20 protein-coding genes are annotated in these 20,607 nt (G+C 42.6%); 10 read left to right on the top strand and 10 right to left on the bottom strand.

Going from position 1 to position 20,607, the window contains the following annotated elements; translation table 11 throughout:
• The first annotated feature begins 22 nt into the window (after nucleotides 1–22).
• From HYU97_03550 to HYU97_03530, 5 genes are all read left to right on the top strand, one after another.
• Entirely contained in the window at nucleotides 23–388 is a 366-nt protein-coding gene (locus HYU97_03550; GenBank protein ID MBI2335821.1) for a hypothetical protein, read from the top strand.
• Between the two features lie 3 nt (nucleotides 389–391).
• Complete coding sequence (locus HYU97_03545; GenBank protein ID MBI2335820.1) at nucleotides 392–862, top strand: hypothetical protein; 471 nt, start codon at nucleotides 392–394, stop codon at nucleotides 860–862.
• A gap of 121 nt (nucleotides 863–983) precedes the next feature.
• Entirely contained in the window at nucleotides 984–2,864 is a 1,881-nt protein-coding gene (locus tag HYU97_03540) for a hypothetical protein (protein MBI2335819.1), read from the top strand.
• Complete coding sequence (locus tag HYU97_03535) at nucleotides 2,857–4,092, top strand: UDP-N-acetylmuramoyl-L-alanyl-D-glutamate--2,6-diaminopimelate ligase (GenBank protein MBI2335818.1); 1,236 nt, start codon at nucleotides 2,857–2,859, stop codon at nucleotides 4,090–4,092. The genes HYU97_03540 and HYU97_03535 overlap by 8 nt, the downstream gene beginning before the upstream one ends.
• Before the next feature lie 15 nt (nucleotides 4,093–4,107).
• A complete protein-coding gene (locus HYU97_03530) occupies nucleotides 4,108–5,097 on the top strand; it encodes a Fic family protein (GenBank protein MBI2335817.1) in 990 nt (329 codons plus the stop codon).
• A 23-nt stretch (nucleotides 5,098–5,120) separates the two neighbouring features.
• Here HYU97_03530 and HYU97_03525 read toward each other — a convergent pair whose 3' ends face one another.
• On the bottom strand, nucleotides 5,121–5,507 hold the full coding sequence (locus HYU97_03525; GenBank protein MBI2335816.1) for a type II toxin-antitoxin system VapC family toxin: 387 nt from the start codon (nucleotides 5,505–5,507) through the stop codon (nucleotides 5,121–5,123).
• Entirely contained in the window at nucleotides 5,504–5,731 is a 228-nt protein-coding gene (locus tag HYU97_03520) for a type II toxin-antitoxin system Phd/YefM family antitoxin (GenBank protein ID MBI2335815.1), read from the bottom strand. The genes HYU97_03525 and HYU97_03520 overlap by 4 nt, the downstream gene beginning before the upstream one ends.
• Nucleotides 5,732–6,079: 348 nt before the next feature.
• On the opposite strand from HYU97_03520, the gene HYU97_03515 reads away from it, so the two are divergent.
• Entirely contained in the window at nucleotides 6,080–7,927 is a 1,848-nt protein-coding gene (locus HYU97_03515; protein MBI2335814.1) for a hypothetical protein, read from the top strand.
• Between the two features lie 22 nt (nucleotides 7,928–7,949).
• Complete coding sequence (locus HYU97_03510) at nucleotides 7,950–9,404, top strand: hypothetical protein (GenBank protein MBI2335813.1); 1,455 nt, start codon at nucleotides 7,950–7,952, stop codon at nucleotides 9,402–9,404.
• A 5-nt stretch (nucleotides 9,405–9,409) separates the two neighbouring features.
• Here HYU97_03510 and murD read toward each other — a convergent pair whose 3' ends face one another.
• The gene (gene murD, locus HYU97_03505; protein ID MBI2335812.1) at nucleotides 9,410–10,726 is read right to left on the bottom strand and encodes a UDP-N-acetylmuramoyl-L-alanine--D-glutamate ligase; all 1,317 of its coding nucleotides are present in this window, start codon (nucleotides 10,724–10,726) and stop codon (nucleotides 9,410–9,412) included.
• Between the two features lie 16 nt (nucleotides 10,727–10,742).
• Between murD and HYU97_03500 the strand changes: the two genes are divergently transcribed.
• From HYU97_03500 to HYU97_03490, 3 genes are all read left to right on the top strand, one after another.
• Nucleotides 10,743–11,519 (top strand): serine/threonine-protein kinase, encoded by a 777-nt coding sequence (locus HYU97_03500; GenBank protein MBI2335811.1) that lies wholly within the window; start codon nucleotides 10,743–10,745, stop codon nucleotides 11,517–11,519.
• A 101-nt stretch (nucleotides 11,520–11,620) separates the two neighbouring features.
• A complete protein-coding gene (locus HYU97_03495) occupies nucleotides 11,621–12,430 on the top strand; it encodes a hypothetical protein (GenBank protein ID MBI2335810.1) in 810 nt (269 codons plus the stop codon).
• 1 nt (nucleotide 12,431) lies between these two features.
• The gene (locus HYU97_03490; GenBank protein ID MBI2335809.1) at nucleotides 12,432–13,985 is read left to right on the top strand and encodes a hypothetical protein; all 1,554 of its coding nucleotides are present in this window, start codon (nucleotides 12,432–12,434) and stop codon (nucleotides 13,983–13,985) included.
• A 33-nt stretch (nucleotides 13,986–14,018) separates the two neighbouring features.
• On the opposite strand, the gene HYU97_03485 is transcribed toward HYU97_03490, so the two are convergent.
• The 7 genes from HYU97_03485 to HYU97_03455 form a co-directional block, all read right to left on the bottom strand.
• Complete coding sequence (locus HYU97_03485; protein ID MBI2335808.1) at nucleotides 14,019–14,414, bottom strand: clan AA aspartic protease; 396 nt, start codon at nucleotides 14,412–14,414, stop codon at nucleotides 14,019–14,021.
• Complete coding sequence (locus HYU97_03480) at nucleotides 14,390–14,644, bottom strand: hypothetical protein (GenBank protein MBI2335807.1); 255 nt, start codon at nucleotides 14,642–14,644, stop codon at nucleotides 14,390–14,392. The genes HYU97_03485 and HYU97_03480 overlap by 25 nt, the downstream gene beginning before the upstream one ends.
• A 65-nt stretch (nucleotides 14,645–14,709) precedes the next feature.
• On the bottom strand, nucleotides 14,710–15,174 hold the full coding sequence (locus tag HYU97_03475) for a type II toxin-antitoxin system VapC family toxin (protein ID MBI2335806.1): 465 nt from the start codon (nucleotides 15,172–15,174) through the stop codon (nucleotides 14,710–14,712).
• A complete protein-coding gene (locus HYU97_03470) occupies nucleotides 15,168–15,476 on the bottom strand; it encodes a type II toxin-antitoxin system prevent-host-death family antitoxin (protein MBI2335805.1) in 309 nt (102 codons plus the stop codon). The genes HYU97_03475 and HYU97_03470 overlap by 7 nt, the downstream gene beginning before the upstream one ends.
• A 524-nt stretch (nucleotides 15,477–16,000) precedes the next feature.
• On the bottom strand, nucleotides 16,001–16,798 hold the full coding sequence (gene truA / locus HYU97_03465) for a tRNA pseudouridine(38-40) synthase TruA (GenBank protein MBI2335804.1): 798 nt from the start codon (nucleotides 16,796–16,798) through the stop codon (nucleotides 16,001–16,003).
• A 95-nt stretch (nucleotides 16,799–16,893) separates the two neighbouring features.
• Nucleotides 16,894–19,500 carry a hypothetical protein gene (locus tag HYU97_03460; protein ID MBI2335803.1) on the bottom strand — a complete coding sequence of 869 codons (2,607 nt, stop codon included), beginning with the start codon at nucleotides 19,498–19,500 and terminating at the stop codon, nucleotides 16,894–16,896.
• A 17-nt stretch (nucleotides 19,501–19,517) separates the two neighbouring features.
• Nucleotides 19,518–20,540, bottom strand: a complete 1,023-nt coding sequence (locus HYU97_03455) for an aspartate-semialdehyde dehydrogenase (GenBank protein MBI2335802.1) — start codon at nucleotides 20,538–20,540, stop codon at nucleotides 19,518–19,520.
• Nucleotides 20,541–20,607 lie beyond the last annotated feature (67 nt).

The raw sequence follows: 20,607 nt of genomic DNA, 5'->3' as shown, positions 1-20,607 counted from the left end.
AAAAATGATCTATGCTACGGAAATGAAAGGGCGTTTTGAATTTTTAGCTGATCTTTTTCCACCCAAAACTCCTACCCTTTGCCCTCGTTGTAAGGGAAGTTCGTATGTCTTTGGGATACCCGATAATAATCCCTCCAAAGAAGTACTGGCCTGCACTCAATGTGGGTTTTTATTTCACTACCCCTGCCCTGCTTGTGGCAAAGATACAGTTGAATTGATTGCTAGAGAAGAAAAGTGTTTCTCTTATAAATGCCAATCCTGTCAGCATACTTACCAAAAACCACCCGGCTGGTTGGAAAGGCCCCCCTATTTTCAAGAAAAACTGTACTCCTACCAGTTAAATCAAAAATCCATTGAAGAAAAAGCTTTAGAAGCCCTTAAATCTTAAAAAATGAAAAAAACACAAACTTTAAAAGAAGGCGCCCAAAACCAATTTTTTCAGGTTGTTAAAGAACTTAACCAAAAAAACATTCGTTTTCTAATCGCAGGTGCCAGGGCTGTAGCCTTTCATGGCTATAGCCGATTCACGAGAGATTATGATCTTTGTGTTGCCCCTGACCCAAAAACAATTGATGAAGTTCTTGATGTGTTGAATAAACTTGGTTTTCAATTTTCAGAACCTGTTGACGCTACCATGATTTCACAATCAATTAACGCCCACTTGGTAAGTGAAGTTGATATTGATCTCTTAATCCAACCGAAAGGTTTTTCATTTGAAAAGGCTTGGGAAAATCGAATAACGGTAAAAGAAAAAAACTGTGAGCTTTATTTTATTTCCAAAAATGACTTGGTTGTCATGAAAGAAGCCTCGGGCCGACCCCAAGATCTTGTGGATATAGAGGCTTTGAAAAAGATTCATTAAATTCAATCGTTTGCCTATATTGTGCAAGCCTTTTACAGAATAAACAACTCCTTTAACCTCTCGTTACGATAAAGCTATTAGTCACAAGGGTAGGCTTTGTGGGTATCCATAGGAGCTCATAATGTCACTGCCCATTTCAAATTATCCTACTAGCGGATCTAACGTTCAATTTAACAAATCTTTTAGCCAACCGGGGTTTAGCAAACCGGTGGGTGGTGGAACTGGCGCAGCCGGCAACACTCAAGGGCTTCAGGCCTATCTTGAAGAAGCTATGGCCGAATTAGTCGCGGTTCAAAATGGGCAGGCGCCTATTCCTCCGGAATATCCTGATGCACAAGCGTATATGAATCAGTTGGTGGAATGGATCACTTGGACCCAACAACAATTGGGTGCGGGCTCGAGTTGGGACCCTATGGCAAGCTCTCCCTATGGCAATAATTCAAACTCTTATGGTGGGCCCGTGCAAAACTCGAACGGGTTTTTAACCTCACCCAACGGTACCACGTATGCCAACTGGCAAGATGTAAAATATACCTATTCAACGGGTGATGCGGTTGATTCTTATGTGTGGACGAACAACTTAGAAGTTAATGTGCCCAACTATGGCGTGGATGTAAAAGTTTCGTTAGCCGTTGACCCCAAAACGGGTGAACCCATGTTGCTCATCACCCTCACCGACAAAACAACGGGAACAGTAAAAAATATTTATGTTCAGGATTATGAAAATACCACGATTCAAATTAATACGGTTGATCCTGAAAAAACTATTACGGTCGATCCGAATGCTGAGGCAGCAGGCGCTGTAATTACGACAGGTGAATATAAAGCAAAGAGTAGCTCTGAAGTACAAGGCACACCACCCGATGAAACTTTAGAAAACGGTGAATTGGTTTACAAACAACCCAACACAACGATTGGTAATTTGGGGGGACAAACGGCCTATGTTTATTCAACCATTGAGGTGACGCTGCAAACGGATCCTATGGATAAAATTACCTCGGTCACCAATGATCAAATGCCTAATGGAGAGGCTGCTATTAAAATCACCATTGAACACGCGGATGGAACAATCGATACTATTTTTATTCGTAAAGTTAACGGATTAGATATCAACTTTGCTAGTACCGTCAGCTCCCAATTTAACCCACCTCTCACTCCCGAAATGGTAGCCGAACTCCAAAAAATAAATGGCATCCCAAATCAATTTGATATCATCTGGGCAGGAGCTGAGATCGAGACCCAAAACCAAAAAATCATTGAATTGGCTGAAATTACTGGAATCCCTGTAGAAGAACTTTATACAGACGAAAGTTATTCTGATTTAGTCAATCTTATCTTGGCCAACGATTTTTCTAAAGAAACCCTTACTCAGGCCTTCAACCTAGCTGAAGATGAAAAGGTAGACATGAAACTTTTTGACGTGCTTAATAATACAACCTTAGTCACAATGATTAAAGAAAGCAATGGAGACACTGCTGATGTTATCAGCAAAGTCTGGCGTGCTAAAGCATTGGCCAAAAAATTAGATATTGATTTTGAAGACATCTTAAAGAGTCCTATCATCATGCAAGCGTTGACTCACAATACTAAGCTAACCATTTTACTTAATGAAGGTGTAGATTTATTAGAAAAAATGGATGCCACCGGTGATATCGAAGCGCTCGAAGCGTTTTGTGATGAAGATATTCTGGAGTGGATTGATGATCCTAAAACATCTGAACCACCCAAAGAATTGATCGAATTTTTGGCAACCTATGATGATGAATTGAGTGACTTTGACTCTAGTGATTTAAAAGAACTCGATGACAGACTTGAGTTTGCAGAGAGAGTAGCCAAATTGTTAAATAGTGTTCAAGATGATTATGAATATAAACCACAATACGATGGTGGTGATGAAAAGATTTATCTAGAAGTCTGGGAAAATGATACTTACACTGGAGAGGATATAAAGATTCTTGATCCAGATGGCGACATATCCGTAGACAGTGGTGATTATGAATAAGCCCACTGGGGTTGCCATTCGCACAAAATTTGTGAGACGTGGAATAAGCACTTTGACTCAAGCAATACCCGTGATTGGCATTACCGGAACCAACGGAAAAACCACCACTACTCATCTCTTAGGTCATATTTTTAAGGCTGCGGGGAAAAACCCAGCAACTATTGGCACTCTCGGAACTCAATACAATAATCATCACACCTCACATCTTCACACCACACCTGAGGCCCTCAGGCTCCACAAACTTTTGAGAAAAATGAAAGTGGCAAAGGTGAATGCCGTGGCCATGGAGATTAGTTCTCACGCACTTGACCTACACCGCATTGAAGATGTTTGTTTTGATGCCGCCGTGTTTACCAACCTGACCCCTGAACACCTCGATTATCACCATACCATGGAAGAATATTATTGCACTAAAGCGCGGCTCTTTTCAGAAATCTTGCCCAAAGGCAAAGGCCAAAAGCTTGCTATTATTAATGCAGATGATCCCTATGGCGCAAGGTTGATAAAAGCTCTGCCAGGTCAGCCGGTGTGGACTTATTCGACACAAGACAAAGGCAGCACCTGGGATTTTCAGGTTCGAGAGGCTCACTATGACTTGCATGGCATGAAGGGTGTGATCGTCACTCCCAAGGGAACAGAGCCATTTGCAACTTCGCTGATTGGGGCGTTTAATCTTTCTAATATCCTGGCCGCAACAGCCGGGGCTTTAAGTATCGACATCCCTCTAACAACAATCACCAAAGCCCTAAAAGATTTTCCCGGAGTTCCAGGCCGATTAGAAAAGATTGAAAATAATCGTGGCATTCATGTTTTTGTAGACTACGCTCACACCCCTGACGCTTTAAAAAATGTTTTAACTGCCCTGCGCGCCTTAAACCCAAAAAAGATCATCACCGTTTTTGGATGCGGTGGGAATCGCGACCGACAAAAACGCCCGCTCATGGGCCAAGAAGTGGCGAGGCTTTCTGACATTACCATTGTCACCAGCGATAATCCGCGTACCGAAGACCCCCGTCAAATTATCCAAGAAATATTAGCCGGCATTAAAACCGGTGGGCTTGTCATCCCCGATCGCCGCGAGGCCATTGAACTTGCGATTAAAAAGGCCACGCCAGGCGATGTTGTGTTGATCGCGGGCAAAGGGCATGAAACCTACCAGATCATAGGCACCGAAAAAATCCATTTTGATGATCGCGAAGTGGCCAGGGTTATGCTCAATACAAATTGACGACACGGAGCTTTTATGATAGTATCATCTGATACTATCATGACCTTACCCAATTACAAAATTACCAAGGCAATTTTGAATAGTTGCTCTCAAATTAGCCAACTCATTGGCAAGAGTGAAGGGCTGCGACTGCTTATCCCCTCTCCACAACTTAGGAAAGAAAACTCTATTAAAAGTATCCAAAGTTCTTTGTCTATCGAGGGTAATGCACTTTCTATTGAACAAGTCAGTGCTATTTTTGATGAAAAAAAGGTCATTGGCCCGCCCAAGGATATTTTGGAAGTTCAGAATGCGATTTTAGCTTACCAACTTACTAAAAAGTTCATTTTTAGTTCTCTAACTTCTTTTCTTAAGGCCCACAAAATTTTAATGAATGGCTTAATCGATCATGCGGGCAAGTGGCGACAAAAAGGTATTGGTGTTGTACAGGGGAATCGTATTGTTCACCTGGCACCTCCTGCTTCGAGAGTGCCCTTTTTAATGACCGAACTATTTGATTACCTAAGATCAGAAAAGAAACCAAACTTATTATTGTTGTCGTGTGTCGCACATTATGAAATTGAATTTATCCACCCTTTCCCCGATGGCAATGGTCGCATGGGGAGATTATGGCAACATGTTATGCTTACGCAGCATCATCCATTCTTTGAATTTTTACCTGTTGAATCTATCATTAAAAAATATCAGAAGGCTTATTATCAAGCACTTCATCAATCAGACAAAACTGGAGAATCGAGTCATTTTATTGAATTTTGTCTAGAGGCTATTTTGGAAAGCATTGAAGAAATGTTTGCTACACTCAAAATTTCTCCTATGTCATCTACTTCTCGCCTTGAATTAGCAAAAAATCACTTTCAAAAACGGTTTTTTTCTCGAAAAGATTATTTGATTTTTTTCAAGAATCTCTCCACGGCTACGGCGAGTCGCGATTTGCTGAAAGGAGTTCAAGAAAACCTTCTCCACAAAAAAGGAGAAAAGGTTAAGACTCTTTATCGGTTTGTATAATATAACCTTTTACTTTTGAACCCTCACCACAATGATTTTACCCCATAAAGTTTGAAAGAGGGATCCTGGGTTAAGACTTGCATTTCTTCCACCAAACTTTGTGCTACCAACATACGATCAAAAGGATCACGATGCAAAAAAGGAAGCAAGCTCACTTGATGACAATGTTCTGGGATAATAGAAAGCCATTGAATAGAATTTTGCTGGATTTGATTCATAAAAAGCAAAAACCAATTAGGTTTTAGTTTGAGTTTACCAAGGGAGTGCTTAATACAAATTTCCCATAAACTCGCAGTACTAACAAAAAGTTGGTGATTAACATCTAGATAAACCGTTTTTGCTTTTTCGCTCAAGCGAGCATCATCCAAGAAAAACCAAAGCAAGGCATGGGTATCGATGAGGATTTTCATGATTCGTAATCTTTGAAATCTTTCAGAGGCGCATCAAAATCATCACTGACGGATAGAATATAAGACTTGCCTTGGCCAAGGGCGCGCTGGCCTTTGGCTTCTGGAAGCGGTTCTAGGCGAACCAGCGGTTTATTCCCTTTGGCAATAATAACTTCTTCACCCTGCAAAGCCCTTTCGATTAGTTTAGACAATTTAGCTTTTGCTTCGTAAATGTTAAGCTGCATATATGACTAGCCTACTTAGTTAGTCTTAATTTGTCAAGGGGACCTCTAAAAACGGCCCATCTGCCGCGTTGCCCGCAAAGCCGCGATCCTCACGTATTTCCATATACGCTCCGGTCGCGTCTTTGCGGGCGCCTTGCATCTGGGCCCTTTTTAGAGGTGCCCTCAAGATTGAAAATAAATAGCCTTTGGCTAAATAGTCTAAAGTATAGGCACCTTACGCAACTTCGGGGAGGGGGTGATTCGATAACCCCTGTAGGTAGATGGATGTTTTTGGGGGGAATTTCTAATAATTCCAAAGAGTTGTAGGGTCCCCTCAAATTAAGTAACTTTAGTGTCAGGAGAGAATGGGTGACTACAGCAATTTCAAATCATAACGGTTATTCAAGCCAAACAACCAACTTCAACAAGCCCTTTTCAAGCGCTAAGGCCCAAGGCACCTATAACAAGGCCATGGGCAATTCACAGGAATTGCAGGCCTGGCTAGAAGAGGCCATGGTTGAGTTAGCGGCGGTTCAAAATGGGCAGGCCCCGGTGCCGGCTGGTTTTGCCAATGCGCAGGAATATATTGGCCAGCTCACGGAGTGGATTGCTTGGACACAAAATGAATTATCCAGCACGCCCCAATGGAGCCCTTCCCCACAACAAAGCCCTTATTCAAATAACCCTGTGGGTTACAATTCGGGTGGCTTACCGCAAGAACCCAATGGCTTCATCGCTGGCCCCCTGGGTAGTTATGTGGCCAATTGGTCGGATGTAGAAATTAATTATTATGCCGGTCACCCCAGCAATGCCTATGAAACGATGGTCATGACCGATGAATTGACCGTGAACTCCAGTGCCTTTGTGAATATTAATGTTACCGCTGAGGCCAATCCAAAATCGGGCGAAATGATGATCAAAATTGTCATCACCGATCCTACGTTTGGAACCAGCAAAGTCATTTGGGTGAACCCCGAGGCCAAAATTAAAATTAATTCGGCCAATCCTGATAAAATCACGATCGATGCCAATGCAGCGGCATTAACTGAAATTACCACCGATAAATTTAGCAGCAGCAAAGTCGCAACCGATGCTACTTTGCCACCTCATAAAGAAGGTAAAAATGGCGAGCTGATTTTTGAGCAACCTAATTTAGTGATTGATAGCATTGGTGGCAAGACCGCCAATATTTATTCAACTCAAAGTGTGAGTTTTATCACTGAGGCTACTGATACCATTAATATAACCAACGCTACCCTAGATGGCAAAGAGGCTTTGCAGGTGGTCATTACCGATATTGATGGCAACATCAAAGGTGCTTACCTAGTTCGTAAGGTAAAAGGTTTAAACATCAATTTCCCAAATGCTATTGCTGAAAATTTTTCAGCGGGCAACACTCAAGAATTTGAGACATTACAAGACATTGGACCAAAACAAAATCAACTTACTATTTCTTATGCAGGCATGGAAGACGCCACGAAAGATGCCAAAATTGATGAAGCTGCCAAAGCATTAGGTATAGAAATAGAAGAACTTTATAAAAATGAAGCATTGCTTAATGTTATTCAAGAACATGATTTTTCCGCAAAGGATCTACTACAGGCCCAAATCATTGCCTCAAGTTTTGGGTTAGATTTAGCCGATGTGCTCAGTAGTCCGGCTATTATGGATGATATTATTACTTCGGGTGGTTTTGAAAAATATTTAAGTGATCTTGATCTACTGGATGTGCTCTTTGGGAAGTTCAAAGAGGGTCCCATTGGAAAATTAGTGGAAACCATGGGAATTCAAGGTAACCTTGAAGCAATCGAAACATTGTTTGATCCAGAAATTTTGGAATGGATGAAAAATCCCACTTCACCTATCCCACCCCAAGCATGGCTTGATTTTGTAAGTGAATACGATCCGCAGCTCATCTCACTCGTGGGAGAACAGGGTCTCTTACCTTCCAAAGTAACCTACAAGAACGATGGTTCGTGGAATGGTTACTGGAATCTTCGATTGAAGGCCACAGAACGCCTTGCTGAACTCTTTAATCTTTCACAAACGACTTATTCTGCTGAAGCAATGAACGATTCTAATTATGAATCCTCCCTCTGGAAAGTCACAGATAATAACACCGGCGAAACGTTTGGATATTTTAAAACCATGGGACTTGATGAAGACACCAACACTTTGCTTAACCACTTTGCTGTCAAGCTGGATCTAACATACTAAGATAAAGAAGGAGAACCTAACCATGGTTCAAAGCATTAAACCCTACGACTATAACAATCCTCAGGCTAAGGCTTATGGAACAGACTTCAACAAAAAGATTGGGGGTGACCAAGCCTACAAAGATGATCCCGCTGATATTGAGGCCAATGACGACCCTGAGGCACCCCTTTTTGAAGAACCTAATTACACAGAAGATGCAGACGAGTCCTTTGACACAAGTGAAACCACTGAAAGTTATGAAAAGACCATCAACGAAATTGAAGGCTATGATGATACCTCTAATAGTGACTCTTTCGCCGATGATGAATTGGGGCTAAGCAGTTTAGAAAGTTTAGAATCGGGAGATACGGGTTCGCAAATTGTTTTAGATAAAAAGTATCTTTTGCAAAAAATCCGTGAATTACAAAAAGCCCTCATCAAAGAAACTAAGAAGCTACCTAATATCTTAATCAAAGAATACAAGAATAAACTTCGAGAATTACAAAAAGAACTTAGCCATGGCAAAGCTGAAAAAGATGCCACTGAATTAGAAAACATCTTTACCCAACTGGAAGATATTGAAACAGCAATTGTGGCGAGCGCAACGAGTAATCTCAAAAAACAATTTGATGAAGCTCAAAATCTGTTGGATAAATTATCGAGCTTGGTTGGAAACCCCAATTTAAGTGAAGACCAACGGGCTAAATTTCAACAGCAACTCGATACCCTAACCCAAACTCTAACCCAAGATCCGTGGAGTGCAGAGGGTATACTCAATGCAAGCATGAACCTGCAAGGAGAAGTGGAAAAAGAAGCTCAATTTTCTACGCTAGAAGAAAAGTTGGCTTATCAGTTTAATCAAGAACCAGCTTCTATTCAAAAGATTTTGCAAAAATACCATGTTGATTCCAACTCTATCAACGAAATCACCCCTGCTTTAATGAATGCGCTTAAAGAGTTAAACCCGGAAATTAAAAACCTAGAACAAGCGGTCATCACGGCACAGCAAAATCGTATTGCAAAAGAAAAAGGTGAACAACAGGCCGCGCAAAATATTGCTAACAGTAACGGCGGCTCAGAATCGGATTATGACAATCTAGACCCTACCCACTTTGTGTATCTTGCCAAGGCTCAATCCAACCACCGTGACACAGATGAAGCACTCGCGGTAAAGGAGGCCAGACGAAAATTGCGAGATAAAATTATTGAAACTTTAAGTTTCATGACGGATGGTGCTGTTACAACTGATGGTGTTGAATATGATACGATCGACCGTATTGCTTTTAACGGAAAAACCTATTATTTGACGGATGCCAATGGCAATCTTAACCCCAGCACCGAAACTCACCCGGATTCTGTGATCGAGCTGGTCACTTGGAAATACGATTGGGAAGGTACCGGCGATTTGGAAGACCGTGGTGGAAAACCAGGCTGGATTAGTGAATATAACTACCCCGCTAATTGTTACGATGACTATCATGGAGACTGGAACGATTAAGATGGCTAGTAATCCTTCCTACCTAATTTACGACGCAGGGCATGGTATTCTGCTAATTGCAGCGCTAATTCGTTAAACTCCTCACCTCGTTTAAGATAAGTGCCAAAGCCAATCTCAGGCTTAGCCCCCGGAGAAAACAAGATCGTGTCTCCTGGACTCGCTGACTTAAAGGCCAAATCCACCGCCTCTTTGAGGGTTTCAACGGTATAGAGAGTCGTAAAATCTTTCCAACAATTCAAAAATCGTTTGCGATCTTTGCCGAAAATGATGGTCTGCTTGGTAGACTCTTGTAAATACTTGCGCAGCCCCTCATGCCCTAGGCCATTTTGCCAAAGCCCACCTGTAATCAAAATGACATTTTTTTTCAGACTCGTTAAGGCATAGGCCGTGGCTGCAGGTGTGTTCGCAACGGCATCGTTATAGATATCAATACCCAAATCATTGGGTAGCTTTTCAAAACGAAAGGGCAACCCTTGGATTTTACCCAGCACACTTTCAATAGATTGGGGAGAAACCCCAAGACAAAGACAAACACTCACGGCCAATATAAGATCTTCGAGATGATGAAACCCTTTTAAAGAAAACGATCGAATAGACAAATTTCCCGATCCCTTTAAACGATAATAAATTTTTTGATCTTGATACCATACCAAGGCCTGGTCTTGCTGATTGAAACAGACCGGAATTTTATGCGCCAACAATTTTAACCCATCAATCTTTTGGGTAACAACAGGGGCCATGGCGTTATAGATGAAATAATCATTTTGATTTTGGCATTGGGCGATTGAAAATTTGATATTGACATATTCTTCCATACTACGATGCCGCTCAGGATGGTTGGGAGAAATATTGGTGAGCACGGCAATATGAGGGTGAAAACAAACCGAGCGCTCTAAAACCAAGGACCCCGTTTCAAAGAGATAAAAATCGGCGGGTGTCGATAAGGCTTCAACGTAGTCACTAAAAAAGTTACCTCCCAAAAAAACCTTTTTTCCTAATGAGGCAAGAATGGTTTTTGTCATATACGCCGTTGTGGATTTACCATTGGTCCCCGTTACTGCAATAATCTTACCCCTACAATTTTGAGCTATAAAATCGAGATCTGAGACAACATGAACCCCTTTGTCTTTGAAAAGTTTCACTTGGCCTAAACAAGCAAAATATTTTTCACTCAATAAGGCAAGGTCGATATCTTCAGCGGTATCAGCTTCAATGACTTGAGCGCCATGATGAATTAAAAATTGCACTAATGGCCGACCCTCGGGCCTTAACCCCAATACCCTGATTTTTTTACCTTTTAGGCTATTGATTCTTAAATCCATAGGCTATAATTTTACCATGTACCCGGATTTTAACCCTAATGAAAAAATTTATTCGGATTTAAAGTTAGTAGCCAAGGGTGCTGTGGGAGAAGTTTATTCGGCTATCAATCAAAAACTGAATATCAAGGTGGCATTGAAGAGATTACAGCCCCAATTTCTCTACGATCAAGCAGAAGTTAACAAAATAAAAGCCGAAGCTAAGATTCTGACCAAACTCAACCACCCCCATTGCGTAAAACTGATGAGCACCTATTTTTCTGAAACAGAGATTTTGCTGGAACTAGAATGGATTGAAGGGGGGTCTTTAGAAAGCCATTTAAAAAGCAGCCCCTTTTTGGAAATAGAGGCTAGAAATTGGATCCAACAACTGATGGATATTGTAAAAGACCTGCAACAGAACCAGATTATTCATGGCGACTTACAACCCAAAAATATTTTGCTCCAACAAGAAAAGGCCATGCTCATTGATTTTTCTTCGAGTGTTGAGATGTGCCCTGATCAAGATTACTACCCCTTTCATGGGACCCCTCGAGCCTATCAAATGAAACTACAAAATGCCCAAAAACAAATCCACCGCTACCATGATTATCAAACTCTAGGTTTATTATTTTATGAAATGCTAACCGGCAAAAAGATTTTTAATTCACCCAATAGTTTGACCCATTTTATAGAAACATGGAATTTTAACGCTGATTCGTTTCTTAAACACTTTCATTTTTCCCAAGAGAGTGGTGAACTCTTGCGGGCTCTTATCACCTGTACTCAAACCGGTCAGCATCCCGTATACAGATAGTATACGCTTTATTGCCTCCTAACCTTTCAATCAACAACTTAAACCCAATCCCATCCCGAAAAATAGGTTAGCTTAACCATTTAACCACGTAAGGGGGGTTTATGAAAAAGTCTTTATCGTTTCTCACGGTTTTCGTCTTTAGTTTGCTTGTGGCTTGTGGCGGAGGGGCACCGGATGTCGTTAAAGGGCCTTCGCTAGAAGAACAATTAATTAATAATCTCAGTACCATTGCCACGGGAGAAGGGCCTAGTTTCACTGAAAAGAAGGCTACTATCACTGAAATTGAAGAGTGGGTGCTCTTTACGGCACAAGCTGCTTTTGAGGGGAATCAAGGCCTTATTGAGCAGGCTATGAAAACTAAAAACCCAAATTTCACTAATCTTAGTATGGCTGGGCCACTGGGCGGAACCATTTCGGGTTCGGGACAAGGCAAGGGTGAGGTTTTGCACCTTGATTCTACTTTTAGTGACTTTGCTTATACCGAGATTTCTCATGATTCTGGGGAAAATCAAGACAACCCCGACCAGGAATCTGTTGAGCAACAAGAAACTAAAAAACAAATCACGCTCAATGGTTCATCTACTGAAGATTATCAGCTTGATACCGAAAAGGGAGAAGGATATTTTAGCGTTGACCTTGGTGTTACAACCGCTACTTCTGGAACTTATGGTGCAAAAATAAGTTTTTCTCTTCAAGCCTCTTTTGAGAGTTCACAAGAAAATGAAGTCGAACCTATTGAAATCAAAGGATTGGCAGCCGTAGAATCGGGAAGTCAAGTGTTTATCTGCGAATTTAGTACCTCCACCTTTGCTGGAGCAAAAGAAAGGTATCACGGCGCCAATTGCAAAGAAAAAGTGAGTGTTCAAGAAACAGCAGCTCCATCCACAACCCAAGGCGGAGGGGGATTCTAACATGACAACTCCAAAGGCACCTCCCGGCTATAGCAAACCCATGACTGATGCTTATGACCCGTACGCCGATGATCCAACGGTGGGCTTAGAAGAATCTTCTGAAACCACAACATGGGAAGATGACACGGCGATTGCAGGCGATGATGGTTATGGCGGAGATGCTGCTCTAGATAGTTATGACCCATTAAGTGATGAAGACCCTGAGGCGGGTTTGAGCCAATTAGAAAGTGGCAGTGTGCCTGAACCGCCTCCTCCCAGCCAAGAAGAAATGCTGGCAAAAATAGAGGGCATGGAAGAATTGTTGCAAGAATTTAAAAAAGATCTGCCCAAACCGCTGATTAAAGAGATTAAGGAAAAATTAAAAGAACTTAAAAAATTAGTGGGTAACGAAAAGACCTTTGCCTACTCGCTCGCTTATATCACGGCTGATCTTGATGACATACAAATCAAGATTTTAGATGCGGCCACGGGTGGGCTTAAAGATTCTTATAAAGAGGCGAAAGATAAAATCGATGATGTGGAAGATAAAATCGATGCCACTACAGACCTGGCACCTGGTGTAAAAGAAGATCTGCTCAAACGCATCGACGATGCAGAAGATCAACTCAAAGAAGATCCTTCTGATGAAACCATCACCTCGGTTCTAGCAGCCGTTAATCAGATCGAGCAGGAATTAGATACGGCGATTGAGGCGCCTTATGCGAATAATACCAAGCCGACCAAGGTGAATGGCACTACCGCTACTTATGAAGCAACCGATGTTGATTTAACAGTGAACTTCGATAATGAGATTACTACCCATCAAATCTATGCTTCTGGTACAGTTACCATCCATCCTTCTAGTCAAAAAGATACTGTTGAAGGAAGCTATGATCCTTCAAAGCAACTCTGGACCCTTAAAATCAATAAAAATGGAAATCAACAAGAATCAAAAATTATCTATATCCACGGTCCTGAAAATACAAACGTTGTTCTTGATATTACCAACTCTGAACAAATCACTAATCCCTTCTATGACTATGCCGGTACTGATTCACTCCTTGATCATGTAACCATTGGACTCAATGGAGAAGCACCTGTCCCATTCCATCCCAGTCTAGAAGCCCTACGCCAAGTGACAGGAAATGGTCCGAAAGGAGGACATGGATCCAAAAAATCCTTTCTGGATAGCCTTTATAACTTCTATCCTGAATTTGACACGAACGGAAATGGAAAGCTCTCTGTGACCGAAGCAAATCAGGCAATAGAAAATGGGCTTTTCCCTCCAAAGGTACCAAATGCTACGCTATTAAGATTCTTGGTTAAGTTGGACTCAAATTTAGAACATACACTTACTATCTTTGATGGTAAAAAAAGTGATGATAATTATGCTGATGTCCGGAATCGACTTTTAACCTTATTAGAAAAAGTCTATATTGGAACTGGCATTGAAATTCGAGAAGAAGGTGCTAGTGGCAACTCAAGTGACAACATTATCTTTGATGGCACGATTTATGATGTTATTGACCAAGATCAAGACGGAAACTTGGCAGGCTATCTAGTTTTTAGGGCCTGACAATATTCAGGTTTTTCACCTGGAAACCCTCTTTTAATGCGGCTTCTCTTTGGTAAAAATGACCTGTTTGTTTGGATGCACGCACCAATCAAATTTTTCGAGAAAATTCATACCAACTAATCCTTCTATACCCTGGTCTTGGAGATCATGACACGCCACTTCAAACGAGTTATAAAGCCTTCCCAATGTTTCAAACCCCTTCATCATCAGTCGATACCCCCTTTCTTTGCCAATAACTGAGGAAACCGTTGAAAGGCCAATCCCATCCCTGGCCGAGTATCCCAAGGATAAGGCTAAACTATGGTCAACGATCGTTAATGACGCGCCCGTATCTAGAATAAATTCACTCTCTAAACGCCCTTTTTTTCCATAAAGGACGACTGGAATGACGACAAGACGTTTGTTTAATCGGTATGGGAAATTTGCCATAAAAGAGGGATTTCTTCGTTTTTGACAAGCTCTCCTGTATAACGAATCGCCATGTCCCCGTATTTAGGAAGTAAGTCACCAACAATATGATGAAAAATATTACGATCAGGATCATGGGCAACAACAATACCCTCAATGTTGAGAGCATCTTTTGACTCGTAGTCAATCAGAGCTACCCATTCAGCAGGATAATTCTTAACCATATCCTCCCATTTCATTTTTTGACCCATAAAAAATCCTTTTGGAGAGGGTGACAATAGAACACACTTTCAATTCCAAATCAATCTTCTACTTATTACTTCAATACTCGAGCAGAGAAGTAAGGTTTGACCATATTTAGGTTTTTTATCTGAAATCCCTCTTTTAATGCGGCTTCTTCGAGCCTTTGATCAAAAGTAATGAACGGAAAACCCTCGTTGGCTTGCTTAGACAAGATAGCAGACGCTAATTGAAAACTGTCAGCCGCTTTTAGGGAATGAAGACGCAACAAACGATAAGAAATATTTTTGACCGCTTCAATATCCTTAACAAATATTAAGCCATTTTCGATCGTTTGCCAAACCTCATAACATTTTTGAAAATCGTTAAGACTAAGAGCCCCCTCTTTTTCCAAACGACAAAGGGCAGAATACACTTCAACGGGAGTAAGCACCCAGGTTAGGATTTGACTTGTTTGCCCCTTCAGCTTGCGAGCTAGCACCGATTTTTCCTCTTCAATCAAAAGGGCAACCAATGCTGATGAATCCCAGTAGGCTACCACTTCGACTCTTCCCTTTCTTTTAAAACTTGATCAACTAGACTTACCTTTTTCTTAAGTTTAAGGCTGTTTGCCTTTAGCCATTCCACTGAAGGCAATTTTTTTTTATTAGGCTGAATAATCCCCTTTTGCTCAAGGGTTGCGAGAAAATTTTGTTCGGACATAGGGCCCTCTTTTGCAGAAAGAGCAGTAATTTTGGCGATGGGGTGTTCCCGATCTAAAATTAAGACCTCTTCGCCCTTTTTAACTTTTTTTAAAACGGCACTTAATCGGTTCTTCAAGGTGGAGATATTGATTTGAATCATGGCTTTATAGTAGCTATGTATTATGGCTATGTAAAGGCTATATTCTAAAAATTTTGGGCCTGTGGAACGGTCAAAACATGGCACCTTGTTGACAGTCATCCTTCTCGCTGTTACCATGTCTTATCTATTATCGTTCTTGTCTTGCTGTAATTTGTGGAGGGCTTTATGGTTTATAAAATGTTAAAAATAGGGCTGTGTGTTGCGTCTTTCATGTTGGTTACCTCAATGGTGCAGGCTCAAACATCGAGGTATGTTAATATGGAGGTTGCAACTAAGGAGGCTTTTACGCCGTACTATGTGCAACAGGCGTTTTTACAAATCAATGGGGTATTTGAGTGCTGCTCTTGGAGCACAGGAGAATGGAGAACCGTTGATGGGGCCGTCCATCGTAGTATGGCTCTTAGATATATAGTAGGCCAGAGCGATCCAGCTTCTATTTCAGCCACGTTTAGTCGTCGAACGGGGGGTCGATATTGGGTTGAGCGGATGTGGTGAAAATCGAACCTAGGAATGACCCGAGTCCTTTAATATTCAACATCCAATAAAAACAAACCTTGCGGAGGGGCGTTGATGCCGGCATTACGGCGGTCTTTTGAGGCTAGGATTGATTGAAATTTTTGTGTTGATATTTTGCCTTCGCCTACGTTGACGATGGTACCGACTAGGTTGCGAACCATGTGTTTTAGGAAACCGGAACCGGTGAAGGAGAAGATTAAGATGGATCCCGGGTCAAGCCCCGCAATCTCGCACGGAGAGATTGCCACGGCCCCTTTGGGGCCTCGCAATAACAGCGGGTTACAGGAAGCTTCGTAAATAGTTCTCACAAAAGTTTTGGTTACGGCATCGCTGGCGGTGAAGCTGGTGAAGTCGTGTTCACCGACAATCAATTTCAAACATGATTCCATGGCGGGTAAATTTAAGGGTGGGTAGACATGCCAACAATAGTCCATTAAGAAAGGATTGGGTACGGGTGAATTGTTAACGAGATACACATAGGTTTTTTTCTTGGCTGACATTTGCGCATCGAAGGAATCTGGGACTTCTTCGATTGATTGAATTGAAATATCATCGGGCAACATGGAGCGTAAACCCTGGAGGATCTTTGAAACTGACATGGGGTTTTGGGTACTGAAATGGGCCACCTGGGCAAAGGCGTGAACACCTGCGTCGGTGCGACCGGAGGCCTTCACTACAATGGGTTCTTGCAAGATTTGGCTTAAATGACCTTGAACAATTTCTTGGATCGAGATGCCGTTAGGTTGGACTTGCCAACCGCAATAGCGGGTGCCTTTGTAACTGAGAGTTAATTTATATTTGGACATAAAAGAGTAAAAAGGAAGATCCTTCGGCTATCTATGGATCCCGGCTCAAGGCCGGGATGACGTGGGGCTTCCGCCAAAGGCGAACCGCAACGACATCAAAAAGAAAAATACAACCCCATCATGGTTGAAAAGCCCGACACATTTAACCCATTGCCACCGAAATTGTCGATTTGAGTCCAACGGCCCTCTAAGGTTAGGTAGACATCGTTGACCCCCTCCCCTTCCATAAAATCAGTCACACGATCAAACCATTCGAGTAAAATTTGCAAGCCGCCAAAGGCGTGATAGCCAAATTTCCAACCCGATGTAGAACTACCGGAAAGACTTTCGCGGTACCACATATAGTCAACCCCAGCACCTACAAAGGGAACCAACACCTGGTTTTCTAACCTATCAAAACGATAGGTTACCGAATTAGAAATCGGTAGAATCATGAAGGTGAACCTCTCGCCCGACGGCCGGCCTGTAATAGAACCTAGGGCTGATGCCTTTTCTAACATAAAGCCTAAACCAACATCAATTTGAAGTTGGGATTTGATGAGGCGACCAAAACGTAATTCGTAAAACCCGTTGCAACAACCACCGAAAAAACGATCGATGTTGTCGTTGGTGGGAAAATAAAAACCACCCTTCACTTCGCCTGCCCAATGTTCTTCGGTGAGTTCGACGGCTTGAGTGGGGAGGGGGAGGAGAAGAAAGAAGGCAGAAGTAAAAAGGAAGATTGCTTCGGCTTTGCCTCGCAATGACAACAAGAGAGTCATTAGTAAAGCTAGCAATAATACAAAACTATATTGACCGTTGGCATGATGATTAAGCGAGCACCCACCCACCTCACCTGCCCCGCCGATTACGCCAAAAACTGGCTCGGGGAAAATGGGCGAACTAGCGACGACGCGGCTGGCGCTCACATTGCCGGTATTGTCTTGGGCCTCAACCGCTACACAATAATAAAACCCGTTTACCAGATTGGTTGCAATAATGGTGATTTGGTCGCCTGAGCTTTCTTGGGCAACGGAGTTATTGATGGGGGCTGCTGTAAAATCAATTGCCCCTGGGCAAGTGGGGCTGGCTTGGTCAGAGGCTAGTTGGGCATAAATATTATATTGTTTGATATCCGCCTCGGTAAGGCGAGTGATGGTGATGAAACCTTTGCTATTTCCAAAGTTGGTACTGTGAATCGTGACGTTGGGAGGTGGTAGATCGACGGTTAACGTTAAAGAGTCACGACCGGTGTTACCCGCCGCATCATCCACAAATACATACACTCGATTGCTACCTTCCGTAAAAGTGCCTGAAGCAAAACTTGTGATGTCAATGGCGGCCGTCGTGATATCGGTGTTGACCGTCGCGCCCGATAAACTCGTGTTATCTAATATTAATGTGCCCGACTCTTTGACATCGCCATTCACCCGCACGCGATAATTACAGGTGGCACAAACTTCATCGGCTTGGAAGGTAAGTGTAAAAGTAGGTGCAGCTTGAGTTACTGAACTGGGGGTCACTGCCGACATAGTGACAAAGGGGTTATCTGAAATTACCGAGATGGTACCATCGGAATTGGCCACATAAACATAACCATCTTCTTGGGAACTGCTGGCCACGTGACTTGCACTGCGAGAAAGCGAGAGCGGTTGCGTGCCACTGGTTGCGGTGTCCATATCGAGCACTTCTAAATTGCTGCGATCGCCATTGATTACCGAAAGGCCACTGGAACCCGTGATGAAACCACGGATGGCATTGCTGGGCTCTGTCACCTTGGTGATAGTAATATTGGTAATATCATCATTGCGCGTTGTTTCGATACATAGGGGGTTCGTACCGCTTTGATCGCTTACGGCATCAAGCTCGGTATGATTAATTGTGTCAACTACATGAATGGTGTTGTCGGTATTATCAATCACAAAAGCAATATCGCGATTGGGCCCGATGGCCACACTGGTGAAGCGGCGATCTCCACTGGCATGCGTGCAACTTGAATTGGTGCCGTTTAAGGAAGTGGTGGTGATAAGATCAAAGGTGCTGCCATTAACAAAAAAAACTTTGGATTGGGCGGTGGTAATCAGCAACACATCGGTGCTGCCACCATCACTACCCGAAGAAACATTGGCGGGAAAATCAATGGCCGCTATAGCAAGGATATCTTCGTTGTTAGGGGTTTCAAAAGAATCATCGATGGTTTGATTACTGATATTAAATTGATACACCACATCATTCGATTCATCGAAAAGATAAATAAGATTGTTCGTCGTCGAACGCACCATGGCAATGCCATCAAAATTGTTGGTGCTATCTGTCGTTAAATAAGTGGCAACATCAGAAGGATTGGTGACACTCACGCGTTTGAGGCTGCCATCGCTCAAGGCTGCATAAAGAGTGCTATCGTTTGAAAAGGCAAAGCCCTCTATGGCCGAATCAAAGGTGGCGGGCTGACTGCCGGTTTCATCCCAGGTTGCCGTATCGATGATGACCAAATCATCACTATCTGCCACAATGATATAGCGGTCGTCGGGAGACACAGCAATACCGGTGGATTCAGAAGAGCGATCGACATCGGTAATGGGTTTGGTGCCACCATCGGGGCGCTCGAGGTTGGGGAAGGCTTGAATTTGGGTGATGGGAAAGAAAAGAAAAAAGAGAAGAAGAAATAATGAAGATTGCTTCGCTTGCGCTCGCAATGACATGGGTTTAAGATTTTTTTGCATATCTAGTGAAATGACAATTAGATATATTTTTCAATCAAAATCTTGGCAATCTGCACGGCATTGGTGGCTGCACCTTTGCGGATATTGTCGGATACCACCCACATATTTAAGCCATGGGGCACGGTGGCATCTTTGCGAATGCGACCCACAAAGACATCGTCTTTCTCTTGGCATTCGATATTTAAAGGATATTTTGCTTGGCTAGGGTCATCCACCAAGGTAACCCCAGGGGCTTTTTTCAACAATTCTTTGGCCTGTACCACCGAAATTTCTTTTTCGGTTTCAATATTCACCGACTCCGAATGGCCTTTGAACACGGGAACTCGCACGCAGGTGGGGCTCACTTGAATGGAAGGATCCCCAAAAATTTTTTGGGTTTCGTTCACCATTTTAATTTCTTCTTTGGTGTAACCACTTTCTAAAAAGACATCGATGTGGGGCAAACAATTGAAGGCAATAGGATGGGGAAATTTTTTCTTTACGAGTGGCTCACCCGATAAGTAGGCCTTGGTTTGCTGACGCAATTCTTCCATGGCCTGCGCGCCTGCGCCACTTGTGGACTGATAAGTAGAAACCACCACGCGTTTAATCTTGGCTTGATCATGAATGGGTTTTAAAGCCACCACCATTTGAATGGTCGAACAATTGGGATTCGCAATGATCCCCTTTTGTTTATATTTGGCAATGTCACCGGGGTTAACTTCGGGCACTACCAAAGGCACGTCGGGATCCATGCGAAAAAAACTGGTGTTATCAACCACCACGGCACCGGCTTTGGCAGCAAGCGGGGCAAACTTTTGGCTAATAGAGGCACCGGCTGAAAACAGGGCAATGTCGATTCCTTTAAAAGAATCTTCTTTTAATTCTTGAACTACAATGGGTTCACCTTTGAAAGTTAACGTTTTGCCTGCACTTTTTTGACTGGCCAACAGACGCAAGTTTCCAACAGGAAATTGGTGTTCTTCTAGCACTTTGATCATCTCATTACCCACTGCGCCGGTGGCACCCACGACCGCTATGTTGTAAGTATTTTTTTTCATAGGAATCCATCAATTATTATGAATGGATCTTCCGGTCAAGCCGGAAGATGACACGAATGGCTTTGGT

It is taken from the genome of Deltaproteobacteria bacterium (assembly GCA_016183235.1).
Classification (GTDB): Bacteria; UBA10199; UBA10199; order DSSB01; family JACPFA01; genus JACPFA01.
This window is presented reverse-complemented; position numbering and strand designations above follow the sequence as displayed.

Bases quoted from the DNA above. Each gene is read 5' to 3' on its own strand.
- HYU97_03470 (MBI2335805.1), bottom strand. From the start codon at position 15,476: ATGATTCAAATCAATATCTCCACCTTGAAGAACCGATTAAGTGCCGTT.
- HYU97_03520 (MBI2335815.1), bottom strand. From the start codon at position 5,731: ATGCAGCTTAACATTTACGAAGCAAAAGCTAAATTGTCTAAACTAATC.
- HYU97_03490 (MBI2335809.1), top strand. From the start codon at position 12,432: ATGACAACTCCAAAGGCACCTCCCGGCTATAGCAAACCCATGACTGAT.
- HYU97_03525 (MBI2335816.1), bottom strand. From the start codon at position 5,507: ATGAAAATCCTCATCGATACCCATGCCTTGCTTTGGTTTTTCTTGGAT.
- HYU97_03535 (MBI2335818.1), top strand. From the start codon at position 2,857: ATGAATAAGCCCACTGGGGTTGCCATTCGCACAAAATTTGTGAGACGT.
- HYU97_03550 (MBI2335821.1), top strand. From the start codon at position 23: ATGAAAGGGCGTTTTGAATTTTTAGCTGATCTTTTTCCACCCAAAACT.
- HYU97_03480 (MBI2335807.1), bottom strand. From the start codon at position 14,644: ATGGGTCAAAAAATGAAATGGGAGGATATGGTTAAGAATTATCCTGCT.
- HYU97_03540 (MBI2335819.1), top strand. From the start codon at position 984: ATGTCACTGCCCATTTCAAATTATCCTACTAGCGGATCTAACGTTCAA.
- HYU97_03455 (MBI2335802.1), bottom strand. From the start codon at position 20,540: ATGAAAAAAAATACTTACAACATAGCGGTCGTGGGTGCCACCGGCGCA.
- HYU97_03545 (MBI2335820.1), top strand. From the start codon at position 392: ATGAAAAAAACACAAACTTTAAAAGAAGGCGCCCAAAACCAATTTTTT.
- murD (MBI2335812.1), bottom strand. From the start codon at position 10,726: ATGGATTTAAGAATCAATAGCCTAAAAGGTAAAAAAATCAGGGTATTG.
- HYU97_03510 (MBI2335813.1), top strand. From the start codon at position 7,950: ATGGTTCAAAGCATTAAACCCTACGACTATAACAATCCTCAGGCTAAG.
- HYU97_03530 (MBI2335817.1), top strand. From the start codon at position 4,108: ATGATAGTATCATCTGATACTATCATGACCTTACCCAATTACAAAATT.
- HYU97_03500 (MBI2335811.1), top strand. From the start codon at position 10,743: ATGTACCCGGATTTTAACCCTAATGAAAAAATTTATTCGGATTTAAAG.
- HYU97_03485 (MBI2335808.1), bottom strand. From the start codon at position 14,414: ATGGCAAATTTCCCATACCGATTAAACAAACGTCTTGTCGTCATTCCA.
- truA (MBI2335804.1), bottom strand. From the start codon at position 16,798: ATGTCCAAATATAAATTAACTCTCAGTTACAAAGGCACCCGCTATTGC.
- HYU97_03495 (MBI2335810.1), top strand. From the start codon at position 11,621: ATGAAAAAGTCTTTATCGTTTCTCACGGTTTTCGTCTTTAGTTTGCTT.
- HYU97_03460 (MBI2335803.1), bottom strand. From the start codon at position 19,500: ATGCAAAAAAATCTTAAACCCATGTCATTGCGAGCGCAAGCGAAGCAA.